This window comes from Mesorhizobium sp. P170090, assembly GCF_057786115.1.
On the sequence record NZ_JBYNWH010000001.1, the window covers coordinates 1,144,891 to 1,162,225 of the forward strand.

Genomic DNA, 17,335 nt, shown 5'->3' on the forward strand with positions numbered 1-17,335 from the left:
GGACATCTCCCCCACTTGGGGGGAGATTGGCTAACGTCGGCGATTTCGCCAATTGTCGACGTTTCAGAGCCGACAGGCGCGAAGGCTAATCTCCCTCCTTGTGGGGGAGATGTCCGGCAGGACAGAAGGGGGCGCCACAGAGCGCCTGCCAAGACGATTATCTGGAGCGCGTCATGAACATTCTCGAACGCTATCACGCCATGGAATACGGCCCGGCGCCGGAAGCCCGCACCGAGGCCGATGCCTGGCTTGCCGGACGCGATTTCGGCAAGTCGCTGTTCATCGATGGCGGCTGGAAGGCGGCCGCCAGCGGCAAGACTTTCGAGACCAGCGAACCCTCCTCCGGCAAGGTGCTGGCCAAGATCTCCGATGCCGGCGCCGCCGATATCGACGCAGCCGTTGCCGCAGCCACCAAGGCGTTGCCGAAATGGTCGGCGTCCTCCGGCTACCAGCGCGCCAAGGTGCTTTACGCCATCGGCCGCGCGATGCAGCGTCATCAGCGCCTGTTCGCAGTGCTTGAGTCAATCGACAACGGCAAGCCGATCCGCGAAAGCCGCGACATCGACGTGCCGCTGGCCATCCGCCATTTCATCCATCATGCCGGATGGGCGCAGGCGCTCGACAAGGATTTCCCCGGCCACAAGGGCGTCGGTGTCGTCGGCCAGATCATTCCGTGGAATTTCCCGCTGCTGATGTTGGCCTGGAAGATCGCGCCGGCCCTCGCCGCCGGCTGCACGGTGGTGCTGAAGCCGGCCGAGTTCACGCCGCTCACCGCCATCCTGTTTGCCGAGATCTGCGAGCGTGCCGGCGTGCCCAAGGGCGTCGTCAACATCGTCCAGGGCGGGCCGGAAGCGGGCGTCGCCATCGTCAACCATCCCGGCATCCAGAAGATCGCCTTCACCGGCTCTTCGGAGGTCGGCAAGATCATCAGGAAAGCCACGGCTGGATCGGGCAAGAAGCTGTCATTGGAGCTTGGCGGCAAATCGGCCTTCATCGTCTTCGAGGACGCCGATCTCGACAGCGCCGTCGAAGGACTGGTCGACGGCATCTGGTTCAACCAGGGCCAGGTCTGCTGCGCCGGGTCACGGCTTCTGGTGCAGGAAGGCATTGCCGATGCCTTGATCGCCAAGGTCAAGGTCAGGATGAGCCGGCTTCGCGTCGGCAGCCCGCTCGACAAGAACACCGATGTCGGCCCGCTGGTCGACGCCACGCAGCTCGACCGCGTCAAGGGTCTGGTCGCCGAAGGCGCCAGGCAGGGCGCCGTCTGCTGGCAGCCCGATGCGGTGCTGCCGTCTTCCGGCTACTACCACCTGCCGACGCTCGCCACCGGTGTTTCGCCGGCAAACATACTGGCGCAGGAAGAGGTGTTCGGCCCGGTTCTGGCCACCATGACCTTCCGCAACACCGAGGAAGCGATCGAGCTTGCCAACAACACGCGCTATGGGCTGGCCGCCTCGGTGTGGAGCGAAAACATCAACCTCGCGCTGCATGTCGCGCCGCAGCTGAAGGCCGGCGTCGTCTGGGTCAACGGCACCAACATGTTCGACGCCGCCTGCGGCTTCGGCGGCTATCGCGAAAGCGGCTTTGGCCGTGAAGGCGGCCGGGAGGGCATGTTCGAATATCTCTCTGCAAAGCTGCCGCTCGGCCCGGTTATCAAGCCGGCGACGTCGTCCACGCAACCGGTCGAGCAATCGGATGGCGGGGCCATCGACCGCACGGCAAAACTGTTCATCGGCGGCAAGCAGGTGCGGCCCGACGGCAATTATTCGCTGGCGATAGCCACTGCCAAGGGCAAGCTCGCCGGCGAAGTCGGTCTCGGCAGCCGCAAGGACATCCGCGACGCCGTTGCCGCCGCCCGCGCCTGCAAGGCGTGGCCGGAGGCGACCGCCTACAATCGTTCCCAGGTGCTCTATTATCTCGCCGAAAACCTGTCCGGCCGCACCGGCGAATTTACCGCACGCTTGACCGAACTGACCGGCGCCAACGCCAAGGCCGCGCGGGAGGAAGTGGAACAATCGATCGAGCGCCTGTTCCTCTATGCCGGCCTTGCCGACAAGTATGAGGGCAGGGTGCATCAGCCACCGGCCCGCGCCGTCACGCTCGCTTTGCACGAGCCGGTCGGCGTCCTCGGCATCGTCGCCCCGGACAGCGCGCCGCTGCTCGGCTTGATCTCCCTGATCGCACCTGCGCTTGCCATGGGCAACACGGTGGTGGCCGTGCCGTCGGAAAAATACCCGCTGCTTGCCACCGATCTCTACCAGGTGATCGAATATTCCGACGTTCCGGCAGGCGCCATCAACATCATCACCGGCCGCACGGCGGAGCTTGCCGGCGTGCTGGCCAAGCATGACGATGTCGACGGGCTCTGGCTGTTTGCCGATGCCGACACTTGCGCCAAAGCGGAGGCCGATTCCGTCGGCAATCTCAAGCGCGTCTGGACCGGCAACGGCCGCAGCCTCGACTGGGCGTCCGACGAGGCCGCCGGCGATGCCCTGCTGCGCCGCGCCGTCGAAGTGAAGAACGTCTGGGTGCCATACGGCGACTAATGCCGCCTGAAACGCGCTGTGCTTGAGTGAACCATGGCAGCGTGACTCGTTGTCCGGTTGTCATACATGTTGTTGCATCAGAGCAAGCGATGTGCATTACATCAGCCGTCGCGAAGGTGATCGCGTTCGGGCTTGACGCTTGGACATGTGTTCTTTAACCAGAAAAAACATTTGTTATTTAAGGACTGATGGATTGTGCAGGCCGCATAGTCGCGCCTGTCTGGCACAGGACGCCCCAGTCAGCCGGCAGTAAATCGGGCCGAGCAGTGGCCAAAGAGGGCGAGGAGAAACGCATGGCGGATCTAGCAGGCAAGGTCGTTGTCGTCACCGCGGCGGCACAAGGCATCGGCAGAGCGAGCGCATTGGCCTTCGCCAAGGCAGGTGCCGTCGTGCACGCCACCGACATCAACGAGGCGCTGCTGGCCGAACTCGCCAAGACCTCCGGCATCAAGACCCGCAAGCTCGACGTTCTCAACGACGATGCGGTGGCATCCGGCTTCGCCGAAATCGGCCGCGTCGACGTGCTGTTCAACTGCGCCGGCTTCGTCCATTCCGGGTCCATCCTCGAGATGAAGGATGCCGATCTCGACTTCGCCTTCAACCTCAATGTCCGCGCCATGATCCGCACCATTCGGGCGGTACTGCCCGGCATGCTGGAGCGCGGCGATGGCTCGATCATCAACATGTCGTCCGTCGCCGGCGCCGGCAAGGGCGTGCCCAACCGCTTCGCCTATGGCGTCTCCAAGGCGGCCGTGATCGGTCTCACCAAGGCGGTTGCCGCGGACTATGTCGCCAAGGGCATTCGCTGCAACGCCATCTGCCCCGGCACCGTCGAGAGCCCGTCGCTGCAGGACCGCATGCATGCGCAGGGCGATTACGAGGCGGCCCGCGCAGCCTTCATTGCCCGCCAGCCGATGGGCCGTCTCGGCACGCCCGAGGAAATCGCCGACCTTGCCGTCTACCTCGCCGGCGCCACTTACACCTCGGGGCAGGCCTATAATATCGACGGCGGCTGGTCGATCTGAGCATAGTCTCGATACGCAGGTTCCGGGTCGACCAGTCCTAAAGTCCGGCTTGCCCCAGGTCGGATCCGTTAGCCAGAGTCGGCCAGTCCTCGTCGCTTTGGCAGAGTGAGTTGAAAACGGCCTTGGGCCGCAATTTGGAGAGCAAGATGAAACTGCTGCGCTATGGCGAGATAGGGAGCGAACGCCCCGGCCTGCTCGATGCGAATGGAACGATCCGCGATCTTTCGGGTCATGTCACCGACATTGCCGGCAAGGCGCTCGATCCGGCGTCGCTCGAGACATTGTCGAAGCTCGATCCGAACTCGCTGCCGGCGGTTTCCGGCAAGCCGCGCCTCGGCGCCTGCGTCGCAGGCACGGGCAAGTTCATCTGCATCGGCCTGAATTATTCCGACCATGCCGCCGAAACCGGCGCCACCGTGCCGCCGGAGCCGATCATCTTCATGAAGGCGAGCTCGGCCATTGTCGGCCCCGACGATGATGTGCTGATCCCGCGCGGTTCGGAAAAGACCGACTGGGAGGTTGAACTCGCCGTGGTCATCGGCAGAAAAGCCAAATATGTCAGCGAAGCCGAGGCGCTGGATTATGTCGCCGGCTATGCCGTTGCCCATGACGTGTCCGAGCGCGCCTTCCAGGCCGAGCGCCAGGGCCAGTGGACCAAGGGCAAGAGCTGCGACACGTTCGGTCCGACCGGGCCGTGGCTTGTCACCAAGGACGAGGTTGCCGATCCGCAGAACCTCAAAATGTGGCTGACGGTCAACGGCAAGACGATGCAGAACGGCTCGACCAGGACCATGGTCTACGGCGTCGCCTATCTCGTTTCCTATCTCAGCCAGTTCATGTCGCTGCATCCTGGCGACATCATCTCCACCGGCACCCCGCCCGGCGTTGGGCTGGGCATGAAGCCGCCCGTGTTCCTGAAGCCCGGCGATGTGGTGGAACTGGGCATCGAGGGGCTAGGCCAGCAGAAGCAGACCTTCAAGGCGGATGCCTAGCCGCCTCTTCCCTTAGAGCGTTTCACCGTTTGCCGGCGAAACGGTCTATCTCTTTGTTTGCCGGGCGGCTGGCGCCTCTTGTCAGCGCCAGCCCAGAGCCGGCGCGACGTGCTTCAGGATCGCCTCGATGACGTGGGCGTTGTACTCGACGCCAAGCTGGTTGGGGACGGTCAGAAGCAGCGTGTCGGCCTCGGCGATCGCTTCGTCCTCTTTCAGCTGATCGATCAGCACATCGGGCTCCGCGGCATAGGAGCGGCCGAAGACGGCAAGCTTCTCAGGCTCGATATAGCCGAAATGATCTTCGCTGCTGCCGCCGCCGAAATAGGCGCGGTCGCGGTCGTTCACCAGCGCAAAGATGCTGCGGCTGACCGACACGCGCGGCTCGCGTGTGTGGCCGGCCGCCTTCCACGCCGCGCGATAAGCGCGGATCTGTTCGGCCTGCTGGATGTGGAGCGGCTGGCCGCCCTCATCGAACTTCAGCGTCGAACTTTGCAGGTTCATGCCGAGCTTGCCCGCCCATTCGGCGGTGGCGTTGGTAGCGGCACCCCACCAGATCCGGTCGCGCAGGCCGGCCGAGAACGGCTCGAGCCGCAGCATTCCCGGAGGATTGGGGAACATCGGCCGCGGATTAGGTTGCGCGAAACCTTCGCCGCGCAGCACATTCAGGAAAACCTCGGCATGATTGCGCGCCATGTCGGCATCGCTTTTGCCGTCCTGCGGCACGTAGCCGAAGTAGCGCCAGCCGTCGATCACCTGCTCCGGCGAACCGCGGCTGATGCCAAGCTGCAGCCGGCCACCGGCGATCAGGTCGGCAGCACCCGCATCCTCGGCCATATACAGCGGATTCTCATAGCGCATGTCGATGACGGCGGTGCCGATCTCGATGCGGCTGGTGCGGGCGCCGACCGCGGCCAGAAGCGGAAACGGCGAAGCGAGCTGGCGGGCAAAATGATGGACGCGGAAATAGGCGCCGTCCGCGCCCAGCTCCTCGGCGGCGACGGCCAGGTCGATCGACTGCAGCAGCGCGTCGGACGCCGAGCGCGTCTGCGATTGCAACGAGGGCGACCAATGGCCGAAGGAAAGAAAGCCGATCTTCTTCATGCGCGTATCCTGTTCTTTGATTGCAGTTGCCTACTTCGTCGCCCACGCGATTGGGTTCAATCGACACTGACACAACGCAGTGTCAATGCCGCCGGCCCTTGACGGTTTCGCAACGTTACCCATCAGTGCGCAAAGGACCAGGCCATGGTCCCCGGCGATGCCTTGTGCGGTCGGGTCAGCATCTGCCGCGGCGCTTTTGGGGCCAAATGAACCAACCAAAGGCGATGTACCGCAAACTCCATTCGCTTCAGAGCCCGGTTTTGAAATCTTCTCGCTCATTTAATTCTACAAAATCGGTAGGCTTAATGCGGATAGTGCGTTTGCGAGAAGGAGCCTCGGATGTCAAAAAAGCTGGTGGTGGGGTTGTCCGGCAACCTGACCCGTCCGTCCAAGACGAAGGCATTCGTCAGCCACATCGCCGGTGAGGTGGCGAGCCGGGCCGGCTCGGCTTTGAGCGTTTTCGACATCGAGGATCTCGGCCCGTCCTTTGCGCCTGCAAGACAGCTTGGCGATCTCGATCCGGCGGCGCGCGGTGTTATTGAGCAGCTGCTCGGCGCCGACGTGCTGGTGGTCGGCTCCCCGACCTTCAAGGGCAGCTACACCGGGCTGTTCAAGCACTTCTTCGACCTGCTCGACCCGTCGTCGCTGCGCGGCAAGCCGATCATCCTGGCGGCAACAGGCGGCGGCGAGCGTCATTCGCTTGTCGTCGAACACCAGTTGCGGCCGTTGTTCGGCTTCTTCGAGGCGCAGACCCTGCCGACCGCGATCTACGCCTCGGACAAGGACTTTGCAGATGGCGTGCTGGTGTCAGAGGCAGTCAAGGCGCGAGCCCGGCAGGCGGTCGCCGAGGCATGCCGGGTGGCCGGCGTGCCCTACAGCGTCGTCCTTGCCGCCTGAAACCACGATCCGCGACGCAATATTCCATCCCGCATAGACCAGAAGGACGCCTGCAATGACTCGAGCCAGCAAGTCCGATAGCAGGCCGCGGCAGATCAAGCTCGGCGCTTTCCTGCCCGGCGGCGGGCAGCATATCGCCGCCTGGCGTCATCCCGATGCGCCGGCCGACGGCGCCACCAATTTCGAGTTCCACAAGCAGCTGGCGCTGACCGCCGAGCGCGGCCTGTTCGACGCCTATTTCCTGGCCGACAACCTGACCGTCGGCCTCGGCGCCCGCGAGGGCGGCAACGCCAAGATCGCCGGCTTCGAGCCGGTGACGCTGTTTGCGGCGCTGGCGCCGCTGACGACGCATCTCGGCTTTATCGCAACGGCGTCCACCACTTATGAGGAGCCTTACACGCTGGCGCGCAAATTCGCTTCGCTCGACCTGTTGTCGAACGGCCGCGCCGGCTGGAACGTGGTGACCTCGGCCGGCGACGAAACGGCACGCAATTTCAACCGCGACGTCCAGCCCAGCCATGCCGAGCGCTATGCCAGGGCGCATGAGCATGTCGAGACGGTGAAGGCGCTGTGGGACAGCTGGGAGGATGACGCCTTCATCCGCGACAAGCAGTCGGGCCGTTTCTACGACAAGGACAGATTGCACGACATCGACCACAAGGGCGAGCATTTCAGCGTCAAGGGTCCGCTCAACGTGCCGCGCCCGGTGCAAGGACATCCGGTTGTCGTACAAGCGGGGCAGTCGGAAGACGGCCGTGGGCTTGCCGCGCACTCGGCCGAGGTCATCTTCACCGCCCATCAGAAGCTCGAGACGGCGCAGGAATTCTACCGCGACATCAAGGCGCGCGTGGCTGAAGTCGGCCGCGATCCCGACCAGGTGCTGATCATGCCGGGCGTCGCGCCCTTCGTCGGCCGCACCGAGGACGAGGCCCGTGCCAAATACCAACAGCTTAACGACCTTATCCTGCCCGAGGACGGTGTTGCGCTCCTCAACGGTCTTGCCGGCCAGACGCTCGACATCAGGGGCTATCCGCTCGACGGCCCGTTGCCGCCGAGCAAGGAAACCGAAGGCATGAAAAGCCGCCAGGCGCTGATCCGGCAGATTGCCGACGAGCACAATTTCAGCATCCGCCAGCTTTACCAATGGGTAGCGACGGCGCGCGGCCACTACACCATCGTCGGCAGCGTCACGCAGGTCGCCGATCAGCTGGAGGAATGGTTCACCAGCGAGGCGGCCGACGGCTTCAACATCCTGCCGCCTTGGCTGCCCGGCGCGCTCGACGATTTCGTCGACCTGGTCATTCCCGAACTGCAACGGCGCGGCCTGTTCCGCACGGCTTACGAAGGCCGCACGCTGCGCGAGAATCTCGGCCTCAGGCGCCCGGAAAATCCATGGACCGTCGCCCGCTCGACCGTCCTTGCCGCCGAATGACCTTGGCATCGAAGGGGTGAAGCAATGACGCTGCAGCACATCGATCGGCAGATCACGGTTCGCCGCAGTGGTGGCGAAACTGGGCTCGGCACCGACTTCCTGAACCTCGGCAGCAAGGCGGCTGTTCGCTTCCTGAAGCGCTACGGCGTGCTTGCCGGCTTCCTGGCGCTCTGGCAGGTGGCGAGCAGCGTCGGCTGGGTCAACGCGGCGGTGCTGCCGCCGATCGACATGATCGTCGTCGCACTCTGGAAGGGGCTTGCCGGCGGCAGCCTGCTCGGCGACATCGCCATCAGCCTGCAACGCGCCGGCATCGCCTTTGCGGCGGCTGTCGCCGTTGCCATTCCGCTCGGCCTGTTCATGGGCCAGGTGCGCCCGGTCGAAACCGCGCTCGATCCGATCCTGCAGGTGTTCCGGCAGACGTCGGCGCTGGCGCTCTATCCGGTGTTCATCCTGCTCTTGGGACTTGGCGAGACCTCGAAGATCTTCGTCATCTTCTGGGCGACGCTGTTTCCGCTGCTGCTCAACACCACCAGCGGCGTCAAGGAAGTCGATCCCAAGCTGCTTGAAATGGCGCGCGTCTATGGTGCGAGCCGGCTCACCGTGTTTCGCCGCGTCGTACTGCCGGGCGCCGTGCCGTCGATCTTCGTCGGCTTGCGGCTGAGCGCCACCACCGCGCTGCTGCTGCTGATCGCGTCCGAGATGATCGGTGCCAACAAGGGCATCGGCTTCCAGGTGATGAACGCGCAGTACAATTTCCAGATCCCGCTGATGTTTGCGGCAATCGTCATCCTCGCCGGGCTTGGCCTGATCGCCAACCAGGCATTGGTCACCCTGCAGCGGCGGCTCTGTCGCTGGAGCAATCCTGTTAACTGAGCAGTCCGCCCCTCACCGTTTACCTCCAGGAAGGACCCGATCATGAAAATCACCCGCCGTTCGCTGCTTGCCGGCGCGCCGCTTGCCGCCGGCCTCATCGCCGCCGGCCTGCCGCGCATGGCCTTTGCGCAAGCCGCAGCCGTCAAGTTCCGCTACCTCGCCAGCCGTGGCAGCATCTCCCCGCACGAGCTGGCCGACGAGCTTGGCTACTTCAAAGGGCTCGGCGTCGAGCTGGAGAATGTCGGCTATTCCTCGGGCGGACCGGAATCGCTGTTTGCGCTGTCTTCCGGCAGCGTCGACATCGGCTCGGCCGCCACCGCGGCGGTGATCAACTCGATCTCCGGCGGCAACGACTTCGTCGCGGCGTATCCGAGCAACGGCATCAACAAGGATGTGAAGAGCGTCTTCTACGTGCTGGAAGACAGCCCGATCAAATCGATCGCCGACATTGCCGGCAAGACCATCTCGGTCAACACGCTCGGCGCTCATCTCGACTATACGGTGCGTGAGGCCCTGCACAGCGTCGGCCTGCCGCCGACCGCCGCCAACCTCATTGTCGTGCCCGGCCCGCAGCTTGAGCAGACGCTGCGCTCGCGCCAGGTCGACATTGCCGGCCTCGGCTACTGGCAGGCGACCTTTGCCGGCGCGCTGGTCGCCAATGGCGGCGTGCGCGGCGTGTTCGACGACACGCAGGTGCTCGGCGAACTCGCCGGCGGCTTCGTCGTACTCAGGCGCGACTTCATTGCCGCCAACCCGGATGCGGCGCGCAACTTCGTCGAACAGTCGGCGCGCGCCTCGGACTGGTCGCGCCAGAACCCGGACGAAGCCCGCAAGGTGCTGGCCACTATCCTCGACAAGCGCGGCGAAAACGGCGATCTCGCCCGCTACTGGACCGGCTTTGGTCTGCGCGAAGGTGCGCAGGCGACCGATCGCGACATCGACTTCTGGGTCGCCGTGCTGGAGCGCGACGGCCGTCTGGCCAAGGGCAAGCTGAAAGCCGCCGACATCCTGTACCGGCCCGGCGAAACCAAGATCAACTGAGCTTTGAAATAGCTGAGAGACAAGATGGCCGGTTCCAACCGTGGCGGAGAGGTCTCGATCCGCGACCTGTCCAAATCCTTCAGCCTCGGCGGGCGCCAGCTTGCCGTGCTGCGGACGCTCAACCTCGACATTCGTTCGGGGGAATGCCTGGTCATCGTCGGCGCCAGCGGCTCCGGCAAGACCACGCTGCTGCGTATTCTGGCCGGGCTGGAGGCGGCCGACAGCGGCGGTGTCGCGATCGACGGCCAGCCGGTGCATGGCGTCGGCGCCGAGCGTGCCGTGATTTTCCAGGAGCCGCGGCTGCTGCCGTGGCTCAGCGTGCTCGGCAATGTCGCGTTCGGCCTCGAAGTGCGCGGTGTTCCCAAGAGGCAGGCCGAGGAACGCGCCCGCTTCTACGTCGCACTGGTCGGTCTTGCTGAATTCGCGGATGCTTTTCCGAGCCAGCTTTCCGGCGGCATGGCGCAGCGCGTCGGCATCGCCCGGGCGCTCACCGTGCAGCCCGAAATCCTTCTGCTCGACGAGCCGCTGGGGGCGCTGGACGCCATGACCAAGATAGGCATGCAGGAGGAACTGGCGCGCATCTGGAGCGAGGAGAACGTCACCATGGTCATGGTCACCCACGATCTGGAGGAGGCGATCTATCTTGCCGACCGGGTGCTGATCCTGCCCAAGGAGAAAGGCGGCGCGGCGCGGTTGATCGACATCGACCTGCCACGCCCGCGCGAGCGCAGCGAGAGCCGCTTCGTGCGCTATCGCGAAGAACTGCTGCGCGAATTCGGCCTGCACTGATCGGGGAAGGGGCCAGCCGTGGCTCCCCCGGAAGATTAGCTCTCGCGATTATTGCTTGGTGAACGTGCCCGTATAGGTTCGGTCGGCAAGCCCATAGGTGACGGCCAGCGTTCCGTCCGCCTGAATGACCGCGCTGACGTCCGCGCCATTGGGAAGGCGCCGCAGTTTCAACGTGTTGCCGAAAATCTTGCCTTCGCCGTCGGCCACGCCCGGTTTGTTGTCGGCGACATCGCCCCAGGCATAGGTGGCGGTGACATTGCCGCCGCGCGTAATCGTCAGCACGGCGAGCTTGCCGTCATACATCCCGTCCAGCTGTCCGCCCCATATGCCGGAAAACGCGACATATTTGGCCGGGACGCCTTCGCCGGGCGGCATAACCCGCACGGATGGATCGAGGACCGCCGCACCATCAGGAGCAGAGATCGCGGCAGGCGCCATGGGCTGAGGTGCGGGCGCTGGCGGCGGCGATGATGGTTCAGGCGCCGACTGGCAGGCGACAAGCACGAATGCCGCGAAACCGAGCGTCGGAAAAAGACTGTTTGGTGGAGCCAATCGGGATCGAACCGACGACCTCTTGAATGCCATTCAAGCGCTCTCCCAACTGAGCTATGGCCCCACTCCGGCAGTCAGCCGTCGCCGTTGCCGGCGAGAGGTCCGGCGCGGGTTTCAGGACCGCGCCGTTTAGTGCAGGCGGCTTCTAACCCCGCCTTCCCTGAAGATCAAGCCTTCGAGGGCCGCTTTTTCGTCATAGCCCGTGAACGCCGCTAAATGCATGCGTTCGAAGCGTTCCTAGACTTCGTCGTCGTCGTCGCCGACGCCGATCATGTCGGCGACGTCGTCGTCTTCTTCCTCTTCGTCGGCAAGGAAAGTATCGTCCTCATCGTCGCCTAGATCGACATCGTCCTCGTCGTCGCCCAGGTCGGGAAGCTCGTCGCCGGCCTTGACGTCTTCGTCGGCCTCTTCAAGCGAGACGACTTCAACGCCTTCTTCTTCCTCGGCGTCCACTTCCTTCTCGGCCACTTCCTCTTCCTCTTCGAGGGCGGCGATCTTGCCGTCCTCGAAATAGGAACGCGGATACGTCTTGCCCGTATAGGGCGAGACGATAGGGTCCTTGTTCAGGTCGTAGAATTTTCGGCCCGTTTCAGGGTCGACACGCTTTGTGCCAAGTTCGTTTTTTGCCACGTCAAGCCTCGTCAGTAAAAGAGTGGTCCCCTTAACCACAGTTTACCGCGCTGTCAAAGCGAAAAGCCGGCGTCACAAAACCAAGCACTGAAAGGCCTCGCGCCAAGCGACGACCATGGGGATGACCATTCGTGCCCGCCGTGATACGAGACCGCCGCAACAAATGAAAAGCGCCGGTGCGCCGGCATTCCGTCCAGGGAAATTCCATGTCTCACGCCGCCGCTGCCAAGCCGGCCACCGCCCGCAAATCAACCGCCCTTTCCGGCACCGCTCGCGTGCCGGGCGACAAGTCGATTTCGCACCGTTCCATGATGTTCGGCGGCCTTGCCTCCGGCGAAACCCGCGTCACCGGCCTGCTCGAAGGCGAGGATGTGATGCGCACGGCGGCCGCCATGAAGGCGATGGGCGCGCATATCGAGAAGCGCGGCGCCGAGTGGGTGATCCGCGGCACCGGGAATGGCGCGCTGCTGCAGCCGGAAGGCCCGCTCGATTTCGGCAATGCCGGCACCGGCTCCCGCCTCACAATGGGCCTCGTCGGCACTTACGACATGGAAACGACCTTCATCGGCGACGCATCGCTGTCGGGACGGCCGATGGGCCGCGTGCTCGAACCCTTGCGCCAGATGGGCGTGCAGGTGCTGAAGGCGACGCCGGGCGACCGCATGCCGATCACGCTGCATGGGCCGAAACACGCGGCACCCATTACCTACCGCGTGCCGATGGCCTCGGCGCAGGTGAAGTCGGCCGTGCTGCTGGCAGGCCTAAACACGCCCGGCATCACCACCGTGATCGAGCCGGTGATGACGCGCGATCATACCGAAAAGATGCTTAGGGGATTTGGCGCCAATCTCTCGGTCGAGACCGACGAGCGCGGCGTGCGCCACATCTTCATCGAGGGCCAGGGCAAATTGACGGGGCAGACCATCGCCGTGCCCGGCGACCCCTCCTCGGCCGGCTTCCCGCTGGTCGCGGCGCTGATCGTGCCGGGTTCGGACATCGTCATCGAGAACGTGCTGATGAACCCGACCCGCACCGGGCTGCTTTTAACGCTGCAGGAAATGGGCGGCCAGATCGACATCTTGAACCCGCGCAATGCCGGCGGCGAGGATGTCGCCGATCTGCGCGTGCGCTACTCCGAGCTCAAGGGCGTCACCGTGCCGCCCGAGCGGGCGCCGTCTATGATCGACGAATACCCGGTGCTGGCCGTTGCTGCGAGCTTCGCCGAGGGCGAGACGCTTATGCAGGGGCTGGAAGAGTTGCGGGTGAAGGAATCCGACCGACTGGCAGCGGTTGCCAATGGGCTGAAGCTCAACGGCGTCGACTGCACCGAAGGCGAAGCTTCGCTCGCGGTGCGCGGAAAGCCCGGCGGCAAGGGGCTGGGCGGCCATCCCAATGGCCAGGACACGACGGTGCAGACGCATCTCGACCATCGTATCGCCATGAGCTTCCTGGTAATGGGGCTGGCAACGGAAAAGCCGGTGACCATCGACGACGCCGCAATGATCGCGACGAGCTTCCCGGAGTTCATGGGGCTGATGACGGGGCTGGGCGCGGAGATCGGGTAGGTTGATGGGCTTGAGCCGAACTGGAACGCTTGCGGGACAGCACCCCCCTCTGTCCTGCCGGACATCTCCCCCGCAAGGGGGGAGATCAGCTATCTTCTTGGCTTTCGCCAATCACCAACGTTGCAAAATTGAGCGGAGCGCCAAAGCCGCCAATCTCCCCCCTTGCGGGGGAGATGTCCGGCAGGACAGAGGGGGGTGGGAAGGATCGCGGCGCTTGTCGTGTTCATCGCGTCTCTCGTCGGCCCTACAATGACCCCAACCTTCACCATCGCCATCGACGGCCCCGCCGGCGCCGGCAAAGGCACGCTGGCCCGGCGTCTCGCCGACCACTACCGCCTCAACCTGCTCGACACTGGCCTGACCTACCGCGCCGTCGCCTATGCGTTGCTTCAGTATGCGCTGCCGCTCGACAATGTCTCGGCCGCCGAAACCGCTGCCCGCCAGGTCGATCTAGCCAAGCTCGACCGGGCGGTCTTGTCGGCGCATGCTGTCGGCGAAGCGGCTTCGAAGGTAGCGGTTTACCCTACCGTTCGGCGCATCCTGGTCGAAAAGCAGCGCCATTTCGCCAGGACGCCGCCGGGCGCGGTGCTCGACGGGCGCGATATCGGCACCGTCGTGTGCCCCGATGCCGACATAAAACTCTATGTGACAGCGAGCGCGCAGGTGCGCGCGCAGCGCCGGCTGGCGGAGATCGAGAGCATTGGCGGCACTGCCGATTACGCCGAAATCCTTGCCGATATCGTGCGGCGCGACGAGCGCGACATGGGCCGCGCCGACTCGCCGCTGAAGCCGGCGGCGGACGCGCACTTGCTTGATACCTCCGAAATGGCTATAGAGGCCGCGTTTCTAGCGGCCAAAGCGATCATCGACGACGCCCTGGCTAAGAGAGACAAAGCCTGATCCAGGGTTTTCCCGCTCCACCGATTGCCGGAAGCGAAGAAAATACCCATATCGGGCACGAACCAGCCTGCCAGCATTCTTCATGCGCCGGAATTGCCGCTTAGGCGGCCCAGGGCTTTTGTAGCCCGGAACGCCGGCAGGCCAACGCAACGCTAACCCACGGCGCCCGTTCCGCTTCAGATGCGGGGCACTCCAGGAGAAAATATGTCAGCTGCAAATCCCACTCGCGACGATTTCGCGAGCCTGCTCGAAGAATCATTTACCACCGGTCACTCCGGCGAAGGTCAGGTCGTCAAGGGCACGATCCTGGCGATCGAAAAAGACATGGCCATCATCGATGTCGGCCTCAAGGTCGAAGGCCGCGTGCCGCTGAAGGAATTCGGCGTCAAGGGCAAGGACTCGACGCTCAAGGTCGGCGACACGGTCGAGGTCATGGTTGAGCGCATCGAAAACGCGCTGGGCGAAGCCGTCCTGTCGCGCGACAAGGCCCGCCGCGAAGAGAGCTGGGTCAAGCTCGAAGAGAAGTTCACCAAGGGTGAGCGCGTCGAAGGCGTCATCTTCAACCAGGTCAAGGGCGGCTTCACTGTCGACCTCGACGGCGCCGTGGCCTTTCTGCCGCGCAGCCAGGTCGATATCCGCCCGATCCGCGATGTCTCCCCGCTGATGCACAACCCGCAGCCCTTCGAGATCCTCAAGATGGATCGCCGCCGCGGCAACATCGTTGTGTCGCGCCGCACCGTGCTCGAGGAAAGCCGCGCCGAACAGCGTTCGGAAATCGTGCAGAACCTCGAAGAGGGCCAGGTTGTCGAAGGCGTCGTCAAGAACATCACCGACTACGGTGCGTTCGTCGACCTCGGCGGCATCGATGGCCTGCTGCATGTCACCGACATGGCATGGCGCCGCGTCAACCATCCGACCGAAATCCTCAACATCGGTCAGACAGTCAAGGTGCAGATCATCCGCATCAACCAGGAAACCCACCGCATCTCGCTCGGCATGAAGCAGCTCGAGAGCGATCCGTGGTCCGAGATCGGCACCAAGTTCCCGATCGGCAAGAAGATCAAGGGTACCGTCACCAACATCACCGACTACGGCGCGTTCGTCGAGCTGGAGCCGGGCATCGAAGGCCTCATCCACGTTTCGGAAATGTCGTGGACCAAGAAGAACGTGCACCCCGGCAAGATCCTGTCGACGACGCAGGAAGTCGACGTTGTCGTGCTCGAGGTCGATCCGGCCAAGCGCCGCATCTCGCTCGGCCTCAAGCAGACGCTGGAAAACCCGTGGCAGGCTTTTGCCGCGAGCCATCCGGTCGGCAGCCAGGTCGAGGGCGAGGTCAAGAACAAGACCGAGTTCGGCCTGTTCATCGGCCTCGAAGGCGACGTGGACGGCATGGTGCACCTTTCCGACCTCGACTGGACCCGTCCGGGCGAGCAGGTCATCGAAGAGTACAATCGCGGCGACATGGTCAAGGCGCAGGTGCTCGACGTCGACATCGACAAGGAGCGCATCTCGCTCGGCATCAAGCAACTGGCCAAGGACACGGTCGGCGAAGCCGCGACTTCAGGCGAACTGCGCAAGAACGCGGTGGTCACCTGCGAAGTCACCGGCATCAAGGATGGCGGTCTGGAAGTGCGGCTGGTCGACAGCGGCATCGAGACCTTCATCAAGCGCAACGACCTCAGCCGTGACCGTGACGAGCAGCGCCCCGAGCGCTTCTCGGTCGGCCAGAAGCTGGACGCCCGCGTCATCGCCTTCGACAAGAAGACCCGCAAGCTGCAGGTCTCGATCAAGGCGCTGGAAATCGCGGAAGAGAAGGAAGCCGTCGCACAGTACGGCTCTACCGACTCCGGCGCTTCGCTGGGCGACATCCTTGGCGCCGCGCTGAAGAAGCAGGGCAGCTAAGCCGCTTCGCGCGCAGCGCGTAAGCCGCTTCGCGCAAGCGTAAACCTCGGCTGCGCCTCACGCGCGGCTTGAACAAGAAGACCCGCGGGCCGCAAGGCTCGCGGGTTTTTTCATGCTCGGCGACGCGGTTGGCACAAGACAAAGACGGCGGAACCCCTTCAATTCCGCATGCGCGGCTGTAGGCTCGGCTGTCGTTGCAGACGTAAACACGGAAGTCCGGCCCTTCGGCAACGGAGAAGCATGCGCGATGAAGGTCGTCGAACTCTATCGCTATCCGGTCAAGAGCCTGCGCGGCCATGCCGTGCCGAGCGCCGACATCGAGACAATGGGCATGGAAGGCGACCGCCGCTGGATGGTCGTCGACAAGGATGGGCAGTTCCTCACCATTCGCCAGATACCTGATATGACGACGATCGACGTCGAGCATCGCGGGACGGGCATCCTGTTGAAACATGACAGGCATGGCTCGCACTTCGTCGAGGCACCGGCTCCCGGCACCGCGCTCCGGCAAGTCAAGATCTGGAAGGATATGGTTGCCGCGCGGCCGGGCGATCCGGCCGCCGGTGCATATCTCTCGGCTATTTTTGGCCGGCCCGTCGGCCTCGTTTATTTCGACGATCCGCAAAACCGGCCGGTCGATGCGGAATTCGGCCAGCCCGGCGATTTCGTCGGCTTTGCCGATGGTTTTCCGCTGCTGATCGCCACGACGGGCTCGCTGAACCATCTGAACAGTCATCTTGCCAGGCCCATCGAAATGGCGCGGTTCCGGCCAAACATCGTCCTCGACGCAGAAGGCGCATGGCCTGAAGACAGCTGGAAGACGATCCGCATCGGCACGGTGGAGTTGCGGATCGCGAAGCCCTGCTCGCGATGTGTCATCACCACCCGCGATCCGTTGAGCGGCGAGCAGCCGGACCCGCGCGAGCCGTTGCAGACGCTTGGCAAAATCCACCGCTCCGCCAAGGGCGGCATCATCTTCGGCCAGAATGCGATTCCCAACAACGCCGGCACGATCGCCATCGGCGACGCAGTCGAGGTCGTGGAGGCAGGCGTCTCGAACCTGACGTAGTCGCAGGTCTTCTAATGCCGT

At 64.1% G+C, this 17,335-nt stretch carries 15 protein-coding genes and 1 tRNA gene; 12 read left to right on the forward strand and 4 right to left on the reverse strand.

From position 1 onward, the window contains the following. Positions 1–173: 173 nt before the first annotated feature. The 3 genes from AC3EML_RS05760 (at position 174) to AC3EML_RS05770 (ending at position 4,563) form a co-directional block, all read left to right on the forward strand. The gene (locus AC3EML_RS05760; RefSeq protein ID WP_352520593.1) at positions 174–2,546 is read left to right on the forward strand and encodes an aldehyde dehydrogenase family protein; all 2,373 of its coding nucleotides are present in this window, start codon (positions 174–176) and stop codon (positions 2,544–2,546) included. A gap of 293 nt (positions 2,547–2,839) precedes the next feature. Then, a complete protein-coding gene (locus AC3EML_RS05765; RefSeq protein ID WP_023745837.1) occupies positions 2,840–3,571 on the forward strand; it encodes an SDR family oxidoreductase in 732 nt (243 codons plus the stop codon). Positions 3,572–3,717: 146 nt separating this feature from the next. Next, complete coding sequence (locus tag AC3EML_RS05770; RefSeq protein ID WP_352520592.1) at positions 3,718–4,563, forward strand: fumarylacetoacetate hydrolase family protein; 846 nt, start codon at positions 3,718–3,720, stop codon at positions 4,561–4,563. An 81-nt stretch (positions 4,564–4,644) separates the two neighbouring features. Here AC3EML_RS05770 and AC3EML_RS05775 read toward each other — a convergent pair whose 3' ends face one another. Beyond that, the gene (locus AC3EML_RS05775; RefSeq protein WP_023689211.1) at positions 4,645–5,664 is read right to left on the reverse strand and encodes an LLM class flavin-dependent oxidoreductase; all 1,020 of its coding nucleotides are present in this window, start codon (positions 5,662–5,664) and stop codon (positions 4,645–4,647) included. 339 nt (positions 5,665–6,003) lie between these two features. Between AC3EML_RS05775 and msuE the strand changes: the two genes are divergently transcribed. The 5 genes from msuE to AC3EML_RS05800 are packed head-to-tail and all read left to right on the forward strand — an operon-like array spanning position 6,004 to position 10,696. Then, entirely contained in the window at positions 6,004–6,561 is a 558-nt protein-coding gene (msuE, locus tag AC3EML_RS05780; protein ID WP_352520591.1) for an FMN reductase, read from the forward strand. 55 nt (positions 6,562–6,616) lie between these two features. Then, positions 6,617–7,993 (forward strand): LLM class flavin-dependent oxidoreductase, encoded by a 1,377-nt coding sequence (locus tag AC3EML_RS05785; protein WP_023683544.1) that lies wholly within the window; start codon positions 6,617–6,619, stop codon positions 7,991–7,993. A 24-nt stretch (positions 7,994–8,017) separates the two neighbouring features. After that, a complete protein-coding gene (locus tag AC3EML_RS05790) occupies positions 8,018–8,866 on the forward strand; it encodes an ABC transporter permease (RefSeq protein WP_023711343.1) in 849 nt (282 codons plus the stop codon). Positions 8,867–8,908: 42 nt separating this feature from the next. Further along, the gene (locus AC3EML_RS05795) at positions 8,909–9,907 is read left to right on the forward strand and encodes an ABC transporter substrate-binding protein (RefSeq protein WP_023732650.1); all 999 of its coding nucleotides are present in this window, start codon (positions 8,909–8,911) and stop codon (positions 9,905–9,907) included. 24 nt (positions 9,908–9,931) lie between these two features. After that, positions 9,932–10,696, forward strand: coding sequence for an ABC transporter ATP-binding protein (locus tag AC3EML_RS05800; protein ID WP_023671311.1), 765 nt, complete (start codon positions 9,932–9,934; stop codon positions 10,694–10,696). A gap of 48 nt (positions 10,697–10,744) precedes the next feature. On the opposite strand, the gene AC3EML_RS05805 is transcribed toward AC3EML_RS05800, so the two are convergent. The 3 genes from AC3EML_RS05805 to AC3EML_RS05815 all read right to left on the reverse strand — a co-directional run bounded on the left by AC3EML_RS05805 (position 10,745) and on the right by AC3EML_RS05815 (position 11,878). Then, positions 10,745–11,134 carry a hypothetical protein gene (locus AC3EML_RS05805; protein WP_023683541.1) on the reverse strand — a complete coding sequence of 130 codons (390 nt, stop codon included), beginning with the start codon at positions 11,132–11,134 and terminating at the stop codon, positions 10,745–10,747. A 102-nt stretch (positions 11,135–11,236) separates the two neighbouring features. Beyond that, positions 11,237–11,312: transfer RNA gene (locus tag AC3EML_RS05810), tRNA-Ala, on the reverse strand. Positions 11,313–11,485: 173 nt separating this feature from the next. Next, positions 11,486–11,878 (reverse strand): TIGR02300 family protein, encoded by a 393-nt coding sequence (locus AC3EML_RS05815; protein ID WP_023683538.1) that lies wholly within the window; start codon positions 11,876–11,878, stop codon positions 11,486–11,488. A 206-nt stretch (positions 11,879–12,084) separates the two neighbouring features. Between AC3EML_RS05815 and aroA the strand changes: the two genes are divergently transcribed. The 4 genes from aroA (at position 12,085) to AC3EML_RS05835 (ending at position 17,314) form a co-directional block, all read left to right on the forward strand. Then, complete coding sequence (gene aroA / locus AC3EML_RS05820; RefSeq protein ID WP_352520590.1) at positions 12,085–13,443, forward strand: 3-phosphoshikimate 1-carboxyvinyltransferase; 1,359 nt, start codon at positions 12,085–12,087, stop codon at positions 13,441–13,443. 249 nt (positions 13,444–13,692) lie between these two features. Then, positions 13,693–14,343: a (d)CMP kinase gene (gene cmk / locus AC3EML_RS05825; protein ID WP_352520870.1), complete on the forward strand. Its 651-nt coding sequence runs from the start codon at positions 13,693–13,695 to the stop codon at positions 14,341–14,343. A gap of 204 nt (positions 14,344–14,547) precedes the next feature. Continuing rightward, positions 14,548–16,245, forward strand: a complete 1,698-nt coding sequence (gene rpsA / locus AC3EML_RS05830) for a 30S ribosomal protein S1 (protein ID WP_023671316.1) — start codon at positions 14,548–14,550, stop codon at positions 16,243–16,245. 247 nt (positions 16,246–16,492) lie between these two features. After that, entirely contained in the window at positions 16,493–17,314 is an 822-nt protein-coding gene (locus AC3EML_RS05835) for an MOSC domain-containing protein (protein WP_352520589.1), read from the forward strand. Positions 17,315–17,335 lie beyond the last annotated feature (21 nt).